The 17586-nt window shown below is 73.4% G+C and carries 19 protein-coding genes; 9 read left to right on the top strand and 10 right to left on the bottom strand.

Translation table 11 applies throughout. The annotated features are described in order from the left end of the window. Positions 1 to 3 precede the first annotated feature (3 nt). The 4 genes from HN031_RS05760 to HN031_RS05745 are packed head-to-tail and all read left to right on the top strand — an operon-like array spanning position 4 to position 3861. Positions 4 to 1038 carry an iron ABC transporter permease gene (locus tag HN031_RS05760; protein WP_172267522.1) on the top strand — a complete coding sequence of 345 codons (1035 nt, stop codon included), beginning with the start codon at positions 4 to 6 and terminating at the stop codon, positions 1036 to 1038. After that, a complete protein-coding gene (locus HN031_RS05755) occupies positions 1035 to 2102 on the top strand; it encodes a FecCD family ABC transporter permease (protein ID WP_367650663.1) in 1068 nt (355 codons plus the stop codon). Before HN031_RS05760 ends, HN031_RS05755 begins: the two co-directional genes overlap by 4 nt. Continuing rightward, entirely contained in the window at positions 2099 to 2917 is an 819-nt protein-coding gene (locus tag HN031_RS05750) for an ABC transporter ATP-binding protein (RefSeq protein ID WP_172267519.1), read from the top strand. Before HN031_RS05755 ends, HN031_RS05750 begins: the two co-directional genes overlap by 4 nt. Then, positions 2917 to 3861, top strand: coding sequence for a siderophore-interacting protein (locus tag HN031_RS05745; RefSeq protein WP_253943025.1), 945 nt, complete (start codon positions 2917 to 2919; stop codon positions 3859 to 3861). Before HN031_RS05750 ends, HN031_RS05745 begins: the two co-directional genes overlap by 1 nt. A gap of 154 nt (positions 3862 to 4015) precedes the next feature. Here the strand turns inward: HN031_RS05745 and HN031_RS05740 are convergent, their stop codons facing one another. From HN031_RS05740 to HN031_RS05720, 5 genes are all read right to left on the bottom strand, one after another. Then, positions 4016 to 4864 carry a DUF4097 family beta strand repeat-containing protein gene (locus HN031_RS05740; protein ID WP_172267516.1) on the bottom strand — a complete coding sequence of 283 codons (849 nt, stop codon included), beginning with the start codon at positions 4862 to 4864 and terminating at the stop codon, positions 4016 to 4018. Positions 4865 to 4965: 101 nt separating this feature from the next. After that, a complete protein-coding gene (locus tag HN031_RS05735) occupies positions 4966 to 5508 on the bottom strand; it encodes a toxin-antitoxin system HicB family antitoxin (RefSeq protein WP_253943024.1) in 543 nt (180 codons plus the stop codon). A gap of 80 nt (positions 5509 to 5588) precedes the next feature. Beyond that, positions 5589 to 8834: a (Fe-S)-binding protein gene (locus tag HN031_RS05730; protein ID WP_172267511.1), complete on the bottom strand. Its 3246-nt coding sequence runs from the start codon at positions 8832 to 8834 to the stop codon at positions 5589 to 5591. 127 nt (positions 8835 to 8961) lie between these two features. Further along, positions 8962 to 9261: a WXG100 family type VII secretion target gene (locus HN031_RS05725; protein WP_172267508.1), complete on the bottom strand. Its 300-nt coding sequence runs from the start codon at positions 9259 to 9261 to the stop codon at positions 8962 to 8964. Beyond that, positions 9258 to 9578, bottom strand: coding sequence for a WXG100 family type VII secretion target (locus tag HN031_RS05720; RefSeq protein WP_172267505.1), 321 nt, complete (start codon positions 9576 to 9578; stop codon positions 9258 to 9260). Before HN031_RS05720 ends, HN031_RS05725 begins: the two co-directional genes overlap by 4 nt. A gap of 122 nt (positions 9579 to 9700) precedes the next feature. Here HN031_RS05720 and HN031_RS05715 point away from each other — a divergent pair, with 122 nt between their 5' ends. The 5 genes from HN031_RS05715 to HN031_RS05695 are packed head-to-tail and all read left to right on the top strand — an operon-like array spanning position 9701 to position 13520. Beyond that, positions 9701 to 10024: a hypothetical protein gene (locus HN031_RS05715; RefSeq protein WP_172267502.1), complete on the top strand. Its 324-nt coding sequence runs from the start codon at positions 9701 to 9703 to the stop codon at positions 10022 to 10024. A 1-nt stretch (position 10025) separates the two neighbouring features. Continuing rightward, positions 10026 to 11639, top strand: a complete 1614-nt coding sequence (locus HN031_RS05710) for a putative T7SS-secreted protein (protein WP_172267499.1) — start codon at positions 10026 to 10028, stop codon at positions 11637 to 11639. Next, on the top strand, positions 11636 to 12085 hold the full coding sequence (locus HN031_RS05705; RefSeq protein ID WP_172267496.1) for a hypothetical protein: 450 nt from the start codon (positions 11636 to 11638) through the stop codon (positions 12083 to 12085). Before HN031_RS05710 ends, HN031_RS05705 begins: the two co-directional genes overlap by 4 nt. Then, on the top strand, positions 12082 to 12567 hold the full coding sequence (locus HN031_RS22215; RefSeq protein WP_172267493.1) for an ADP-ribosyltransferase domain-containing protein: 486 nt from the start codon (positions 12082 to 12084) through the stop codon (positions 12565 to 12567). The genes HN031_RS05705 and HN031_RS22215 overlap by 4 nt, the downstream gene beginning before the upstream one ends. Then, positions 12564 to 13520 carry an ADP-ribosylglycohydrolase family protein gene (locus tag HN031_RS05695; RefSeq protein WP_172267490.1) on the top strand — a complete coding sequence of 319 codons (957 nt, stop codon included), beginning with the start codon at positions 12564 to 12566 and terminating at the stop codon, positions 13518 to 13520. Before HN031_RS22215 ends, HN031_RS05695 begins: the two co-directional genes overlap by 4 nt. Before the next feature lie 10 nt (positions 13521 to 13530). Here HN031_RS05695 and HN031_RS05690 read toward each other — a convergent pair whose 3' ends face one another. The 5 genes from HN031_RS05690 to HN031_RS05670 form a co-directional block, all read right to left on the bottom strand. Then, entirely contained in the window at positions 13531 to 14292 is a 762-nt protein-coding gene (locus HN031_RS05690) for an IclR family transcriptional regulator (RefSeq protein WP_172267488.1), read from the bottom strand. A 46-nt stretch (positions 14293 to 14338) separates the two neighbouring features. Further along, positions 14339 to 15058, bottom strand: a complete 720-nt coding sequence (locus HN031_RS05685) for a hypothetical protein (protein WP_172267486.1) — start codon at positions 15056 to 15058, stop codon at positions 14339 to 14341. Between the two features lie 80 nt (positions 15059 to 15138). Beyond that, entirely contained in the window at positions 15139 to 15516 is a 378-nt protein-coding gene (locus HN031_RS05680) for a hypothetical protein (protein WP_172267484.1), read from the bottom strand. 122 nt (positions 15517 to 15638) lie between these two features. Beyond that, positions 15639 to 16877, bottom strand: a complete 1239-nt coding sequence (locus HN031_RS05675) for a vanadium-dependent haloperoxidase (RefSeq protein ID WP_172267482.1) — start codon at positions 16875 to 16877, stop codon at positions 15639 to 15641. A gap of 104 nt (positions 16878 to 16981) precedes the next feature. After that, positions 16982 to 17569 carry a helix-turn-helix transcriptional regulator gene (locus HN031_RS05670; RefSeq protein WP_172267480.1) on the bottom strand — a complete coding sequence of 196 codons (588 nt, stop codon included), beginning with the start codon at positions 17567 to 17569 and terminating at the stop codon, positions 16982 to 16984. Between the last annotated feature and the right edge of the window lie 17 nt (positions 17570 to 17586).

Here is a 17586-nt window from a genome sequence, read left to right as displayed (position 1 = left end):
CCCATGACGGCCCTCGTACCGACGCGGGAGGACGTCAGCCGGTCCCCGGGGGGAGGCCGCCGACGTCAGCTCGCACTGCCGGCCAGTGCCGCGATCACCATTGCGGCGCTGGCCGGTGCCGGCGTGCTCTCGCTGGTCGTCGGAGCCACCTGGGTGCCGGTCGAGGCGATCTGGGACTCCGGCCACCCGCTCCACCCGGTCGTCGAGGCCCGCCTCGAGCGCACGGTCCTCGGGTTCGCCGTCGGCGCGGCCCTCGGGCTCGCCGGCGCGCTCATGCAGGGCCTGACCCGCAACCCGCTGGCCGACCCCGGCATCCTCGGCGTCAACGCCGGTGCCACCTTCGCGATGGTCGTCGGGATGACGTCGTTCGGGCTCACCGCGATGGGCCAGTTCCTGCCGATGGCGTTCCTCGGCGCAGCCCTCGCGGCGCTGCTGGTGCACGGCATCGCCGCGTTCGGCCGGGACGGTGCGACCCCGATGAAGCTCGCCATCACCGGCGCCGCGCTCAGCGCCGGGCTCGCCAGCTGGACCACCGGGCTCCTGCTGGCCGACCGCAAGACCATGGAGACCTTCCGCTTCTGGCAGGTCGGCACCATCGGCGGGCGCGGCTTCGAGGTGCTGCTCACCGGCCTGCCGTTCCTCGTCGTCGGCGCGCTGCTCGCCCTGGCCGGCGCCCGCCTGCTCAACACCCTCGCGCTGGGCGAGGACCTCGCCCGTGGCCTGGGTCGCCACACCACCCGCGACCGCGTCGTCATCGGGGTCGCCATCGTCCTGCTCGCCGGCACGGCGACCGCGCTGGCCGGGCCCATCGCCTTCGTCGGGCTCGTCGTCCCTCACGTCGTGCGCGGCCTCGTCGGTCCCGACTACGCGCGGGTGCTGCCGTTCTCGATGGTGGCCGGCGCGGTGCTCGTGGTCGTGGCCGACACGGTCGGCCGCATCGTGCTCCCGCCGTCGGAGGTCCAGGTCGGCATCATGGCCGCCGTCGTCGGCGTACCCGTCTTCATCGCCCTGATCCGCCGCACGGGGAGGGCGTTGTGACCGTGACCGTCGACCCCGGACCCGTGACGACGGGGCCCTCCGCCCGCGAGGCCGCCGATGTCGTACGCCGTGCGCGCCGCGGACCCGCACGCCACCACCGTCGCCTCGTCGGCGGGCTGGTGCTCGTCGTGGTCGGCGCCTTCGCGGTGCGCGTGCTGCTCGGCGACTACACGGTCACCATCCCCGACTTCCTGCGCATCCTCGCCGGCGAGCAGATCCCCGGCGCCACCTACATAGTGATGGAGTCCAAGCTCCCGCGCGCGGTCCTCGCGGTCCTCTCCGGGCTCGCGTTCGGCATCGGCGGCGCCATCTTCCAGACCACGCTGCGCAACCCCCTCGCCAGCCCCGACATCGTCGGCGTCAGCCTCGGCGCCAGCGCCGCGGCCGTGTCCGCCATCGCGCTCGCCGGCTGGACGGGCTGGCCGGTCTCGGCCGCCGCCGTCGCCGGGGCGCTGGGTGTCGCGCTGGCCGTCCGGCTCGTCGCCGGCGACCACGGTGGCTTCCGCCTCGTGCTGGCCGGCATCGGGCTGGCCGCCGCCATGCAGTCGGTCATCCAGTACGTCTTCACCCGCGTCGACGAGTACGACGTCCAGCTGGTGCTGCGCTGGCTGACCGGCAGCGTCAACGGCGTCGCCTGGTCGAGCATCGGCCTCTTCGCCGCGGCCCTCGCCGTGCTGCTGCCCGCCACGGCGTGGGCGGCACGCTCGCTCGCCGTCACCGAGCTCGGCGAGGACGCCGCCGCCGGCCTCGGCGTCGGGCGCCGGCGCACCGACGTGCTGATGTTCCTGGCCGTGCTGCTCATCGCGGTGGCCGTCGCCGCCGCCGGGCCCATCGCGTTCGTCGCGTTCCTGTCCGGCCCGATCGCCCGGGCGCTCAACCAGGGGCGTACGACGCTGCTCGGCGCCGGCCTCGTCGGCGCGGCCATCGTCCTGGTCGGCGACCACGCCGGGGCCTACGCCTTCGCCGGCCTCAACCTGCCCGTGGGCATCGTCACCGGCGCCTTCGGCGCGCCGTTCCTGCTCTGGCTGCTCGCCCGCGGCCGCACCGGAAGGAGGGCGGGATGACCGCCACCACCGCCAGGCTCGAGGCCAGCCGGCTGACGCTGGGCTACACCGAGACCGCCGTCGTGAGCGACCTCGACCTGCAGGTCCCGCACGGCAAGGTCACCGTCATCGTCGGCGCCAACGCGTGCGGCAAGTCGACGCTCCTGCGCGGCCTGGCCCGGCTCCTGCGGCCGCGGTCGGGCGCGGTGCTGCTCGACGGCGACGCGATCCACCGCCTGCCGACCAAGCAGGTCGCCAAGGCCCTCGGCCTGCTCCCGCAGAACCCCATCGCGCCCGAGGGCGTCACCGTCGCCGACCTCGTTGGTCGCGGCCGACACCCCCACCACGGCGCCTTCGGCCGCTGGACCACCGAGGACGAGGAGGCCGTCGCCGAGGCGCTCGTGCTCACCGACACCCTCGGCCTGGCCGACCGCGTGGTCGACGAGCTGTCCGGCGGCCAGCGCCAGCGGGTGTGGATCGCGATGGCGCTCGCGCAGGGCACCGACCTGCTCCTGCTCGACGAGCCGACGACGTACCTCGACGTCGCGCACCAGGTCGAGATGCTCGACCTGCTCGCCGAGCTCAACGCGCGGCGCGGCACGACGATCGTGATGGTGCTGCACGACCTCAACCTCTCGGCGCGCTACGCCGACCACCTCGTCGCCCTGCGGACCGGCCGGATCGTGGCCGAGGGCACGCCCCGCGAGGTCGTCACCGAGGAGGTCGTGCGCACCGTGTTCGGCCTCGACAACCGCGTCATCGACGACCCCGTCTCGCACACCCCGTTGGTGGTCCCGGTGGGCCGCCGCCAACGACTCGCTCCCGAGGAGATCTGATGACCGTGACGTCCACCCCGAGCGCGACCGTGCTGCCCATGCTTTTCACCGAGGTGGAGGTGGTCTCGGTCGAGCGGCTGAGCCCGAGCTTCGCGCGCGTCGAGCTCGGCAGCCCCGAGCTCGCGCACTTCGGCGTCGACGGCGACCGCTTCGACCAGCGGATCAAGCTGATCTTCCCCGACCCGGAGACCGGCGGCATCACCTCGACCGAGGCCGCCGACGAGTCGTGGCTGGCGACCTGGCTGGACCAGCCGGCCAGCGAGCGCGGCCACATGCGCACCTACACGATCCGCGACGTCCGGGGCTCCGGCGAGCAGACCACGTTCGTGGTCGACATCGTGCTCCACCTCGAGGGCGACCTCGTGGGTCCGGGCTCGACGTGGGCTTCGACGGCCACCGTCGGCGACCGGATCGTGCTGCTGGCGCCGCGGAAGGGCTACCCCTACGGCGGCATCGAGTTCACCCCCGCCCCCGGTGCCGACCTGCTGCTGGTGGGCGACGAGACGGCGGTGCCGGCGATCTGCACGGTGCTCGAGCAGCTGCCGGCCGACGCCCGTGGCAAGGCCTTCCTCGAGGTGCCGGTGGCCGGTGACGTCCAGGACGTACGCGGCCCGGCCGGCGTCGACGTGGTCTGGCTGGCCCGGGAGGACGCCGAGCTGGGCGTCCCGCTGCACGACGCGGTCGTCGCGCACCTCGGCATCCCGGACGCCCACGTCGACGTGGCGGCCGAGGAGGTCGACCCGGACCTGTGGGAGACGCCCTACTACTCGTCCTCCGGCGAGGACGTCCCCGGCGACGTCGCCGGGGTGACCTACGCCTGGATCGCCGGGGAGTCGAAGGTCGTGACCGGCCTGCGCCGGCACCTCGTCAACGAGCTCGGCTTCGACCGCCGCCAGGTGGCCTTCATGGGCTACTGGCGCCGCGGCGTCTCCATGCGGTCCTGAGGGGTCAGCGGCGCTTGGGGGCGCGCGGGGAGTAGCGCACACGCTCGGCGATGCGGTGCCGGGCGATGAGCTCGATGTCGGTGAGTGACTCGTACATGGCCGTCCTCCTTCCGGTGTCGGGTGGCTCGTGGGTGGGTGGTGTCCCGGGTGGGTGTCAGCTCTGGTGCAGCGACACGTCGCCGGAGGCGGTGGTGGCGCGCACCTCGAGGTAGGGCTGGTCGGGCGCCGGCTCGCCGGTGCTCGGCAGGCTCGAGGACAGGCGGCCGCTCGCGGTGCGGACGTCGGTCCACACCGGGACCCCGGCGCGCACCCCGATCCGCACGTCGCCGCTCGCGGTCTTGGCGGTGACCCGACCGGCGGCGGTCTCGTCGATCACGAGGTCGCCCGAGCCGGTGGTGAAGACGGCCTCGCCCTGCATGCTGCGCACGTGGGCGTCGCCCGAGCCGGTCTTGATGGCCAGCTCGTCGCCGGCCCTCTCGACGCGTACGTCGCCGCTGCCCGTGGTGACGACCAGCGCGGAGTCCACGCGGCGGACCAGCACGTCGCCGGAGCCGGTCTTGACCCGGGCGTCGCCGGCGAGGTGCGCGGCGACGAGGTCGCCGGAGCCGGACTGGACGACCGTGTCGCCGTCGACGACGTCGAGGGTCACGTCGCCCGAGCCGGTGTCGACGCGGGTGTCGGCGAACCGGCCGTGCGCGGCGACGTCGCTGCTGCCCGCCTTGACGTTGAGGCCGCTGGCCACCGGCACCTCGACGTGGATCTCGGCCCGCGGGTCCTTGCCGAGGAAGCCGCCGTGGCGGGGCGGGGCGATGATGGCGATCCGGCGCGTCCCCACGCCGTCGGCGAGGTCGCGGACGTCGTACTCCTCGGCGCGCTCGCCGACGATGCGGACGATGGTCTCGGTGGTGTCGGTGGCGGTCACGTCGATGCTGCCGCGGCCGTTCTCGACGTAGAGGTCGATCGGCTCGGGCGTGTCGAAGGTGGCGTCCAGGCGGTTGCTCATCGGGGTCTCCGGTTCGGGGTGTCGTCGTCCGACGGGCCGGCCGGGTGCCGGTCCGCTGCGTGGGCGGGTGGGGGGTCGGTCCGGTCAGGACCGCGGCGGCGTCAGAGCCAGCCGGTCATTCGTCGGTTGCCGTGCTTGCGGTTGGCGGCGAAGGGGTCGTAGCCGACGAAGGGGACGCTGCTCAGGTCGATGTCGACGTTGATGGCGTGCTCGTTGGTGGCGTTGCGGACCAGCCCGACCATCCAGGTGTTGAGGCTCTGGCCGGCGGCGGCCGCCTTCTCCTCGGCGCGGGCCTTGACGGCCTCGGGGATGCGGAGGGTGATCCGGGCGAGGTCGCCGTCCTCCTCCTCGGCAGGTGCCGGGGGTGCGGGCGGCGGGGGCGGCGCGGGGAGCTCGCTCGGCGGGGCCATCTCGACGACGAAGTCGAGCTCGCGCCCGACGAGGCGGACGTCGACGCTGCCCTCGGGCAGCTCGGCGGTGATCTCCGCCGCGGCGTGGGAGATGGCCTCCATCAGCGCGAGCCGGGCGCTGGGGTCCAGCGCGTAGGCCAGCCGCTCGGCGGCCTGCTTCAGCTCGTCGCTGCCCGCCTCGGCCGCGGCGACCAGGTCGCGGCGCAGGGTGTCGACGTAGGGGGTGATGTCCATGTGCACCATCGTGACATCACCATGACGTCATGTCAATGGATCGTGATGTCACGATGGTGCGGCGATGACGTCGCGTGTCGTCAGAGGTCGAAGAGGGAGCCCGATCCGCTGATGTCGACGTCCGTGCGCGGGGCGGGGCCGCCCTGGCTCGGAGCCGGCTTGGCGGGGGCCTTCTCGGCCTCCTCCTCGGGCTCCTCGTCCGGCTCGTCGAGGATCGTCTCGGGCTCGGCCGGGACGTGTGACGATCCGGTCGCCGGGGCAGCCGCATCGTCACTCGTCACGGCCGTCGGCTCCGGCGAGGCGGGCGCCTCGAGGTCGAACAGCGACCCGACCCCGGACAGGCCGGTCGCGCCGGCCTGCGCCGCGGGCTCCTCGGGCTTGGCCTCGACCTCCTGCTCGACGGGCTCGACGGGCTCGACGGGCTCCGCCTTCGCGGCGGGCTCCGCCTTCGTGGCGGGCTCGACCGGTGCCGGGGCGGCGATGTCGAAGAGCGACCCACCGCTGCCCAGGTTCGCGGCCGGGGCGGCCGGCGCGGCCGGTGCGGCCGGTGCGGGCGGTGCGGCCGGTGCGGCCTCGGGTGCGGGCGCCGCTGCGGGCGCCGGCTTATCCGGCGTACCGAGATCGAAAAGCGAGCCGCCGCCGCCGAGCTCGGTCGACGCGGCCTGGCTCGCTGGTGCGGGTGCGGGTGCGGGTGCGGGCGCTGGCGCGGGGGCCTCCGGCTCGGCCGGGCCGAGGTCGAAGAGCGACGACCCACCGGGGCCGCCCGCGGCCTTCGCCTCGGGCGCCTTCTCGGCCGGGGCCGCGGGTGCCTCGGGGGCGGGGGTGTCGAAGAGCGACCCGCCGGACGCGGGCGCCTTCTCGGCCGGGGCCGCGGGTGCCTCGGCGGCGGGGGTGTCGAAGAGCGACCCGCCGGACGCGGGCGCCTTCTCGGCCGGAGCGGCCGGGGTGGCGGGTGCCTCGGGAGCCGGAGTGTCGAAGAGCGACGAGCCGCCCGAGGCCTTGGCCAGCGGACCGGCGTCGGCGGTCTCGGTGACGGTGTTCTCGGTGACGGTGACGTCGCCGGCCTCCGGCTCGTCCTTGGTCGCCACGTCGGTCGCGACGCCGCTGGCCTTCGCGGTCGGAGCGGCTGCGGCAGGAGACGACGCCGGGGCGGCCTTCGTGGCCGACTCGCCCTTCACCGAGGCGAGCAGCATCTGCGCGACGTCGAGGACCTCGACCTCCTCGCGGGCCTCGCCGGCCGCCTGCTGGGCGGTCAGCCCGTCCGACAGCATCACGCGGCAGAAGGGGCAGCCCACGGCGATCTGGTCGGCGCCGGTGCCGACGGCCTCGCGGGTGCGGTTGACGTTGATCCGCTCGCCGAGGTTCTCCTCCATCCACATGCGCGCGCCGCCGGCGCCGCAGCAGAACGACCGCTCCGCGCTGCGCTCCATCTCGACGTACTCGGCGCCGGGCAGCACCTGCAGCAGCTCGCGCGGCGGGGAGTAGACCTGGTTGTGGCGGCCGACGTAGCAGGGGTCGTGGTAGGTGATCGAGCGCTTCGCGGCACCCGCGCCGTCCTTGACCGGCGTCAGCTTTCCCTCGCGCACGAGGCGGTTGAGGAGCTGGGTGTGGTGCACGACCTCGAGCTCGATGCCGAAGTCCTTGTACTCGTTCTTGAGCGTGTTGAAACAGTGGGCGCAGGTCGAGACGACCTTCTTGACCTTGTACTCCTTGAAGGTCTCCACGTTCTGCTGGGCCAGGCCCTGGAAGACGAACTCGTTGCCGGCGCGGCGGGCCGGGTCACCGGTGCAGGTCTCGCCGTTGCCGAGGACGCCGAAGGAGATGCCGGCGATGTCCAGCAGCTCGGCGACCGCACGCGTGGTCTTCTTCGCGCGGTCCTCGTAGGCCCCCGCGCAGCCGACCCAGAACAGCCAGTCGACCGACTCGAGGGACTCGAGGTCCTCGCCGACGACCGGCACGTCGAACTCGAGGCCCTTGGCCCAGTCCATCCGCGCGGTGGCCGACATGTTCCACGGGTTGCCCTTGTTCTCCAGGCCCTTGAAGAGCTGGTTGAGCTCGGCCGGGAAGTTGGACTCCACGAGCAGCTGGTAGCGCCGCATGTCCATGATGTGGTCGACGTGCTCGATGTCGACGGGGCACTGCTGGACGCACGCACCGCACGAGGTGCAGTTCCACAGCACGTCCTCGTCGATCACGAACGGCGCGTCGTCGGGGTTGTAGAAGTAGTCGATGACGTCGGTCCCGGCGCCCGCGGTCTCGCCCTTGGAGCCGACGCCGACGAGCTGCCGCTCGGTGTGGGCCGGGTCGCCGTCGGCCTTGGCGTACGCGTGGTCGCGCAGGGCCGTGATGAGGAGCTTGGGCGAGAGGGGCTTCTCGGTGTTCCAGGCGGGGCACTGCGACTGGCAGCGGCCGCACTCGGTGCAGGTGGTGAAGTCGAGGATGCCCTTCCAGGAGAAGTCCTCCAGCTTCCCCGCGCCGAGCACCGACTCCTCGTCGAGGTCGTCGATGTCGTCGAGGGTGACCGGCTTGCCCTCGGACGTCAGCGGCTTCATCGCACCGATGGCGGTGCTGCCGTCGTCCTCGCGCTTGAACCAGATGTTGGGCCAGGCGGTGAAGCGGTGCCAGGCGATGCCCATCGTGAGGTTGCGGGCGATCACCATCAGCCAGATCATCGCCAGCACGATCTTGAAGGCGGCGATGGCGTAGATCGTGTTCTCGAGGGCGCCGACCGAGTTGGGGTAGAACGCGTCGCCGATCCACGAGGAGATCGGGTAGTGGCTGCGCCCGGCGTCCTCGTCGAGCTTCCACTCGGCGGCACGCACGAAGAGGATCGCCGCGCCCTCGAGGAGCGCCAGCGCCTCGACGAAGTAGGCCTGCCAGAAGTTCGAGCCGAAGAACCGGCTGCCGCGACCCTCGGAGCGGGGGTGGTGCCGCTGGCGGACGAGGATGAGGAAGACGATGCCGACGGTGCTCAGCAGGCCGATGAGCTCGCTGAACCACTCGTACGGGTACCAGTGGCCGATCAGCGGCCAGGCGAACGACGGTTCGAAGAGCTGGAAGTACGCCGCTCCGACGGCCGTGCTGAGGAAGAGGAACGCGGCGTAGACGAACCAGTGCATGACGCCGATCCACGGGCGCTGCAGCATCCGCGTGTGGAGGAAGGTCTCCTTCAGCATCGTCGTGGAGCGCCCGACGGGGTTGCCCGTGCGGCCGGGGGCGGGCTGGCCCGCGCGGATCACGCCCAGCATCCGCCGTGTCGCCGGGACCAGGATGGCCATCGCGGCGACGGTCATGGCGAACGAGACGACGATCGCGAAGATCTGCATGGGGGAGGGCTCCTCGGTCGGGCGTACAGAGCCGGAGCATATGACCGCCGGTCGTGCCGACGGCAGGGCCCTCACGCGTGAGAAGAATCCTACCCGGGGGTAACTTCAACCGGTAACGACCGCCGGGTCAGTTGACGATCGCCACGTTCTCGACCTCGATCTCCCGGGCGTCCTCGCGGTAGGTCGCGAGCTTGGACCGCACCTGGTCGAGCGCCTCGGTGAGCTTCTGCACGCCGTCGCGCAGCTTCTGCTGGTGCTCGAGGTGGGACATGTGCGACTCGCTCGTCTCGTCCCAGCCGGGCGTGAGCGTCTCGACCTGCTCGAGGAGCTCGTCGACCTGGGTCGTGATGGCGGTGGTCGCGGTGGACAGCGCGGTCTCCATCGCGGACAGCGAGCCCTGGTGCACGACGAGCCCGCGGTCGCTCATCGGGGACCTCCGCCGAGGCGGTCGGCGAGCTGGCCGGCGCGCGTGGCCTGCTCGACGTCGTTGGTGGCGTGCTCCTGGGCGACGTACATCAGGCTCTGGGAGTAGCCCTCGAGGATCGGGCCGAGCGTCACCGCGATGGTGAACCACTCGTTGACGGCCTCGCCGAAGCCGGCCGCGGCCTGGCCCTTGAAGCCCTTGCCCGCCTCGGTCTCGATCGTCGCGCCGAGCTCGCGCAACGTCTCCTGCAGCGGCTCCACGGCGTCGGCGGCGGCCTGGGCGGCAGCCTGCATCTCCGCGTAGACAAGTCCGACGGCCACGGCCGCCCCCTTTCGTCGGTTGGGTCCCCCGGCTCCTACCCCGGTGGACGCAGTCTCACACCCGGCAGGATCACGAGGGCGCTGCCGGTTTGGGAGGCCGCACCGCGGGGAAGTCAGGAGCCATGCCGTCCTACGACTACGAAGTCGACCTCGAGAGCATGGGCAAGGCCGCCCAGGGGCTCAACGAGACGCTGCAGCTGTTCAAGGACAAGGACGTCGAGGACCTGGTCCCGTCCAAGGGCGACGTGGGCAGCGACGTGGTGTGGGACGCGCTCGACGAGTTCAAGGGCCGCTGGGAGGAGGGCGTCAACAACCTCTGCCAGGACGTGGAGGAGATGGCCGGCCGCCTGGGCAAGATCGCCATGAACTACTTCGAGACCGACAAGGCCGGCTACGACGCGCTGTCCGGCCTCAAGGGCACGATCGCCGCGATCAAGGTGATGTGACATGCCGGACTTCGAGGTCGAGGGCAACCCCGGCAACATCCGGTCCCGGGCCGTCACCATGGAGCAGAAGGGCCAGCTCTTCTACGACACCGGCGACGCGCTCGCCAAGATCGACGTCTCCGGGTGGACCGGCCGGGCCGCCGACGAGTTCCGCGAGGCCCACGACCTCGAGCCCGAGCGCTGGTACAAGTCCGGCAACGGCTTCAAGAAGGCCGCCGCCGGGCTGACGACGTACGCCGGGGTGCTCGAGGACGCGCAGCGCCGCGCCGCCGAGGCGAAGGCCGAGTACGAGCGCGGCCAGCGCGAGTCGGAGAGCGCCCGCACCCAGTACGACTCCTACATGGGACGGATGCGCACCTACTGGAGCAGCGGCGGCACCGACCAGGCGGAGCCGTTCGTCGACTGGGGCGACCCGATCCAGCAGGACGCGCTCCGCGCGCTGCAGGCGGCGAGGGCCGACCTCGACAACGCTGCCGCCGTCTGCGCGGGCGAGGTGCGGGCGGGCTGCGCCGACGCCCCGGAGGAGCCCAACTGGCTCGAGTCCGGCCTCAAGTTCGTCGGCGGCATCCTCGAGGGCGCGGGCGAGGCCGTCTGGGACCTGCTCACGATGGTGCCGTTCAGCCCGGTCAACATGGTCATCGACGCCTACAAGCTGGCCACGGGCGACCTGACGCCCGAGGAGCTGATGACGAAGTACGAGCTCTCCGCCGAGAACGCGTGGACCATGGCGCAGGGCATCTACACCGGGCTCACCACCGACCCGGTGGGCTTCGGCAAGGAGCTCGGCAAGAGCCTGCTCGACTGGGACACGTGGGCCGACGACCCGGCCCGCGCCATCGGCCACCTCGTCCCGGACGCCGTCGCGGCCGTCGCGACCGCCGGCACCGGTGCCCTCGCGACCCGTGGCGCCAAGGGCGGCATGGACCTCCTCGACGGGCTCTCCGACCTGTCCCGGCTCGACGAGCTGGCCGACCTCAACAAGCTCGACAACCTCGACGACCTGGGTGGCCTCAACCGGCTCGACGACCTCGGCGGCCTCCACAGGTACGACGACGTGCCCGCGGCGCCGCAGGGGGTCGGGCGCACCCTCGGCGACTCCGAGCTGGACCCGTGGCTCGACGAGGTCTCCCGGGCACACCCCGAGCTCGACCGCGAGGGCGTGCGCGGCATCTGGGACTACACCACCAACGACGGCTACGACACGATGAACAACGCGATGCGCCAGATCGGGCCCAACGAGGCGCACGTGCAGGCGAGGATCGACGCGACCAACCGCGGGCTCGACCAGCTGCCCGACTACGAGGGCACGACCTATCGCGGCACCAACCTGCCCGACGACGTGGTGGAGCGGATCAACAACGGCGGCAACCTCTCCGACGGCGCGTTCACCAGCAGCTCGACCAACCCCAACGTCGCCGAGGGCTTCCTCAACCCCAGCAAGGACAACCCCACCCGGATCACGATCGAGGGCCACTCCGGCAGCAACGTGGGCCCCTTCTCCGCGGCGCAGAAGGAGGCTGAGATCCTGTTCCGTGGAGGCACCGAGTTCGAGGTGCTCAGCAACACGGTGGGCCCGGACGGCGTCCGCCAGCTGGTGGTCAGGGAGATCCCATGAGTGGTCGCGAGGACCTCGACAACATGAGTCCCGAGGAGATCGCCGCCTGGGCGGCCCGGGACTGGGCCGAGGCCAAGGCGGCCCACGCCGACGACCCGCTGCCCGAGTTCAGCCGGGTCAAGCGCGACGACCACCCGCACTGGAACGTCACCTCCTACGAGTTCCACACCCGGGCCGGCGAGCGGGTCCTGGTGGACCGCGGCGGGGAGCGGGTGGAGGCCACCCTGGGCGGCGTACGCCCCGCCCGGGGCCAGGACGAGCTGCTCGTCGAGCTGGACGGCACCGTGTGGGCCTGCACCCGGGCCGACGGCAGCAGCTGGTCGCCCAAGCCCAACGGGCGCGTGCGCGTGGCGACCCTGACCGTTGCGGTGCGGGCGCGCCGTGAGGACGACCCGGCCGACGCGCAGGAGTGGACCCTGCAGACCAACATGGAGGGGCAGCCGTGACGCAGACGCCCGACCTCGGGGCGCTGCTCTCGACGCTGGAGCAGCTCCCACCCCACCAAGGCATCGTCTTCCGCGGCTGCGAGGCCCGCAGCCACGAGCGGTGGCCCGGTCGCGCCCGCGTCACCGAGACGCTGCTGTCGACCTCGCGCGACCCGCGCGTCGCGACGGAGAACTTCACCACCGACGCCGTCTACGCGATCCTCTGCCGCACCGGCCGGTCGATCGAGCCCTTCTCGGCGGCCCGCCACGAGCGCGAGGTCGTCCTGCTCCCGGGCACGGTCCTCACCCTGGTCACCCGGGTGCGGGTCAAGGACCTCGGCGTGATCGTCGTCGAGGAGTTCGACCCGGCCGCCGGGCCGGACCCGGAGCCGGTCGACCTCGGTGCGCTCCAGGTCGAGATCGGTCGCGCGATCCTCGAGGCCGAGCTGCGCGAGCCGGTCCCGGCCCCGATCGAGGGCAAGTTCGCGGGCGACATCGCGTGACACCGTCGCCGGACCGGGTCGAGGGGGCACTCCTCGGCCTGGCCTGCGGCGACGCCCTCGGCGTGCCGTACGAGTTCGGCGCGGCGCCGCTGGCCGCGTCCGAGGCGCCACGGATGATCGGCGGCGGCCTCGGCCCCTACGAGCCCGGCGAGTGGAGCGACGACACCCAGATGGCCGCCGTCATCGCCCGGGTGGCGGCCGACCGCGGGCTCGCGGACGAGACGGCGCTCGACGCGGTCGTCGAGGGCTGGGTCGGCTGGCTGCGCGACGGCGCCTCCGACGTCGGCACCCAGACTCGCCACGTCCTCGGAGCCGTCGCCGCACGGACCGGCGCCCCGCGACCCGCCGAGCGCGCCCGGGCGGCGGCCCGGGAGCTGCACCGCAGCACCGGCCGCACGGCCGGCAACGGGTCGCTGATGCGTACGGCGCCGGTCGCGCTCGCCTTCCTCGACGACCGCGACGCGCTGACGGTGCACGCACGAGCGGTCTCCGACCTCACCCACCCGGACCCCCTCGCCGGTGACGCGTGCGTGCTGTGGTGCCACGCGATCCGCGTCGCGGTGGTCGAGGCGACGATGCCCGCCCTGGAGGACCTGGTCGGCGAGGTGCCGACCCCGCGCCGGGACGCGTGGGCGGGCTGGATCGCGGACGCCGGGCGACGTCCTCCCGCGGACTTCGCCCCCAACGGCTACGTCGTGACCGCCCTCCAGGCGGCCTGGTCGGCGGTGCTGCACCCGCGAGGTGAAGGCGCACCCCCGGTCGCGTCGCTGACCGCGGCGGTGCACGCCGGCGACGACACCGACACGGTCGCGGCCATCGCCGGCGCACTGCTCGGTGCGCGGTGGGGGGCGTCGTCGCTGCCGGAGGAGTGGGTGGCGGCCGTGCACGGCTGGCCGGGCCTGCGGTCCGCCGACCTGCGCGACCTCGCCCGGCGGGTGGCCGGGCTCTCCTGACCCGCGCGCGTCAGGTCGCGACCGGGCCGCTCACCCGTCGGGTGAGGCGGGCCGCCGTCGCCGTCACCGCGGCGGCGATCGCCGCCACGTCGGCGCCGCCGTCGCTCGGGAACGTCACCGCGACACCGGCGACCGGGTGCGCGTTGTGGTCGAGCACCGGCGCCGCCACGCTCTGCAGCCCCGGCGTGACCTCGCCGTCCTCGGTGGCGTGGCCGCGCTGGCGCGTGGCGGCCAGCACGGTGCGCAGCGCGCTCAGCGAGGCCGGCCCCTTCCCGTGGCGGTCGACGAACGCGGTGCGGTCGGGATAGAGCGCGCGGACCTGGCTGGGCGGGAGCGCGGCGAGGATGGTGCGGCCCGATGCGGTGAGGTGCGCCGGAAGGCGCACCCCGACGTCGGTGACCAGCGGCGGGCGCCCGGGAGCGCGCTCCTCGATGACGTAGAGGACGTCACGTCCGTGCAGCACCGCGAGGTGGGCGCCGTGGCCGGTGCGGTCGACGAGCTCCGCGAGCGGGCGCCGGGCCAGGCGCGCCAGCGGCTCCTGGCGGGTGAAGCCGCTGCCCACCTCGAAGGCCGCGACGCCGAGGCCGTAGCGGTGCTCGTCGGGCAGGTGCACGACGAAGCCCTCGTCGATCATGGTGTTGAGCAGGTGGTAGGCCGTGCTGCGCGGCAGGTCGCACGCGCGCAGGATCCGCTCGAGCGGGACGGGGTCGGCCTGGGTCGCGAGGAACCGCAGCACGCGCAGGGCGCGGGTGGCGGCCGGGACCTGGCTCACCGGTGGCCCTCCGCTCGCTCGCGCCGGCGTCGGCCGGTGCCCGAGGTCAGGGCTTGTCGGCGGTCGAGCCCGGGGTGGGGTCCGTGGCGGAGTCCGGGGTGGTGTCCGTCGTGGAGTTTGCGTCGGCGTCCTTGCGCGTGAACCAGCCGCCACCGCCGTCGGTCTGCTCGATCGGCTTGCCCGGCATCTCCTGCGCGCCCGGCGTACGACGGGGCAGCAGCGGCGTGCGGCCGTCGGCGACGGCGGCGTCGGTGGCGCCACCGGATGCTGTCTCGGCGGGGGTGTCGGTGCGGGTCTCGGTGGTGGTCTCGGTGGTGGTGACGGCGGCGGGCTCCTCGACGGCGACGGTCCGGGTCTCGGTCGCGGCCGGAGCGTCGACCTCGGAGGGCGGCGTCGGCTGCTGGTCGGTGGTGCCGGCGACCTGGGGGGTGTAGTCGGCGGCCTTGTGGTCGACGCGCGGGTCGAGCCGGTCGGCGTCACGCACCTGCGCCTCGTGGGTCGCCTCGACCTGGGCGGCCTCGGCGCGGGCGGCGCGGGCCTCCTCCTCCGCCCGCTCCGCGCGGGCGCGGACCTCCGCGGCCTCCGCCTCCGCTGCGGCGGCGCGCTCCTGCGCCGGCGCGATCGTGGTGCGCGCCTCGGCCGCGGCCCGGTTGCGCAGCTCGTCGGCGCGCTCCATGTTGGCCTGCCGGCTCTTGCGACGGACCACGAAGGCCGCCACGGCGAGCACGACGACGATGACGGCGATGATGACGATGAGCGTGGTCACGAGGCACCTCTCCTACGACACGGGAGCCCTCAGTCTGTCAGTGGCCGCCGTCTTGTCCAGCGGCGCGCCGCAGGCAGGACTCACGCGCGGTGCGTGCCCCCGGGGTCGTCGGTGCTGCGGTAGTCGTCGGAGCGCGTGTCGACATGGGGGTCGATCTCGTCCGCGGTGCGGAGCCGGTCCTCGTGCACGGCCTGCTGCTGCGTGGCGGCGACCTGCGCCTCACGTGCCTGCTGCTCCGCGCGCTCGGCCTCGAGCCTGGCCCGCTCGGCCTGTGCCTCGGCCTCCTTGGCGCGCACCTGCTGCTCCGGAATCTCGGTGGCGTGCTGCTGTGCCTCGTGCCGCAGGTGCTCGGCGTGCTCGTGCTGCTTCTTCTTGCGCTGCTGCGCCACCAGCCAGGCGACGAGTGCCGCCACGACCAGGACGACGACCAGGACGATGATCCACTCGGTGGTTCCCATGGCGTTCCTCCTGCTCCGGCGACCCCGGACGGGTCGCCCTCCGGCTCACGGTGCCACAAGCCGTGACGGCCCGCCCGTGGGCTCCATCCGTACGGGTGGGCCGCGCCGGGCCGGTCGTCAGGTCACTCGAGGGCCTGCATGACGGCCCTGGCTGTGCGGCGCCCGACGGCGTACGCGTCGGTCATCGCGTCGCGGAAGTGCAGGCCTCCCCAGATCCGCGAGCCGAGTGCGTCGTGCTCGAGCGCGCCCAGGGTGGCGTAGGTCCGGGGAGCGGTGGGCGCGACGCTCGAGCGCAGCTCCAGCGGGACGGTCTCGCCGAACCTGGCCCGGATCACCTCGACCTGGGGCGAGGTGACGCAGCCGTGGCCGCTGACGTAGTCGGAGTAGGGCGGGGTGGGGGACAGCAGCGGTGTCCAGCCGGCCTCGGGCCGGGTGTCGGGGTTGCCGTCGGCGGCGGCGGCGGCCACGGCCTCGATCGGCCGCCAGAAGCCGACGTCGCGCTTGAGCTGCCAGCACCTGATGATCGAGTCCGTCATCGCGCCGTGCATGGCGGCGAAGGTCCAGGCGGTCTCCTCGAGACTGACGGGGTGCCCCTCGAGGTAGCGGACGAGCGCGTCGCCGACCATCGTGGCCGAGTTGGCGCTGAAGAACCGGGCGGTCTCGGTCTGGGCCGAGGTGCGGATCGTGGACGTGGCCGACCCGAGCAGCCTGACCTCGTCGTAGTCGGTGGCGTAGTCGTCACTGGTGAGCTTGTCGGGCCCGTCGACGCGGGCGAGCCTGCGGACCACGAGCGGGTCCATCGAGCCGAGCCAGGCGCCGAGCATGTCGGTCGCCGGAGCCACGGGCTGCCACGTGCCGATCCCCGGAGGCAGGGTGTAGTGGACGGTCGGGTCGCCGTAGCCGTCGTCGGCGCGGTCCTCGATGAGTCGCGCGGCGACCTTCTCGCCGATCCGCACACCTCGGTCCTCCGCCGCGCCGTCGGGGACATCGGTGAGCGTGGCGGTCAGCCGCGCGTCGAGGGCGCCGGCGGCAGCGGGCACGTAGTGGACCAGCACGGCATGGGCCGCGGCGGCCACCGCGGCGGTCTCCGAGCTGTCGTGGCGCCACGTCGACCAGCGCACGGCGTCGTACATGGCGGTGGACGTGTAGCCGAGCAGCGGGACGCCGACGGGCACGGGGTTGGCCGGGTAGACGGTGGCGAAGGCGGTCCGCTGCCAGTCCAGCACCACCTGGGCGCTCTCCGTGCTCGCAGGGTGGCGGTCCCGCGTGGGGGTGCCCGACGTGGCGGCGGGGGCGGCGAGGAGCGACCCGGCCAGCACGACGGTCGAGACCACGGCGAGGCGTGGGCGGTGCAGGTTCATGGCGAGGTCCCTTTCGTCGGAGCAGGCCGGAGTGCCCGTCCTGGCAGTGTCCCGACGCCGCGGACGGGGCGGTATTCGCGTCGAGGCGTACTTCGCCCGGAGGTCTAGCCCAGGCGGGCGAGGCGCTCGCGCAGGTCGATGCCCGGTGCGTCCCGGCCCTGCAGCCGCGCGACCGCGGCCACCCGGCTCGTGACGCCGAGCTTGCGGTAGACGTGCTCGAGGTGCTTGCGGACCGTCGAGGGCGCAATGAACAGCCCTGCGGCGATCTGGGCGTTGGACTGTCCGGCGGCCACCCGGCTCAGCACCCGGCGCTCCTGGGTGGTGAGCGCCGAAGGGAGGGTCGGGGTCGGCCGCTCGCGCACGAGGCGCGCCAGGACCGGGGTGATCATCCGGAGGACGGCCACGTCGCGCTCGGCGAACGGCGAGCGGTCCCGACGCCTCAAGGTGAACTGCACCATGCCGTCGACGCCGTTGCGGAAGCTGACCACCAGACCGTCGCCGGGCCGCAGGATGCCTTCGATCGCGCGGTGGGGTCGGTCCTGGTAGGCGACGCCGATCTCGTCCGCGGGCAGCAGGACCGCGATGCTCTCGAGCACCTTGCGGGGAGGGAGCGGGGACCCCGGGCAGGGGTCGCTCCCCAGCAGGTCGCGGAGGGCCTGCTGCTGGACGTCGTTGAGGACAAGATCCGGCATCGCTGTGCTCCCGCCCC

Origin of the sequence: Nocardioides sp. zg-1308, from assembly GCF_013155375.1 — a bacterium.
Classification (GTDB): domain Bacteria; phylum Actinomycetota; class Actinomycetes; order Propionibacteriales; family Nocardioidaceae; genus Nocardioides; species Nocardioides renjunii.
Note: the sequence above shows the minus strand (reverse complement) of the source record. Positions and strands in the feature narration are given on the sequence as shown.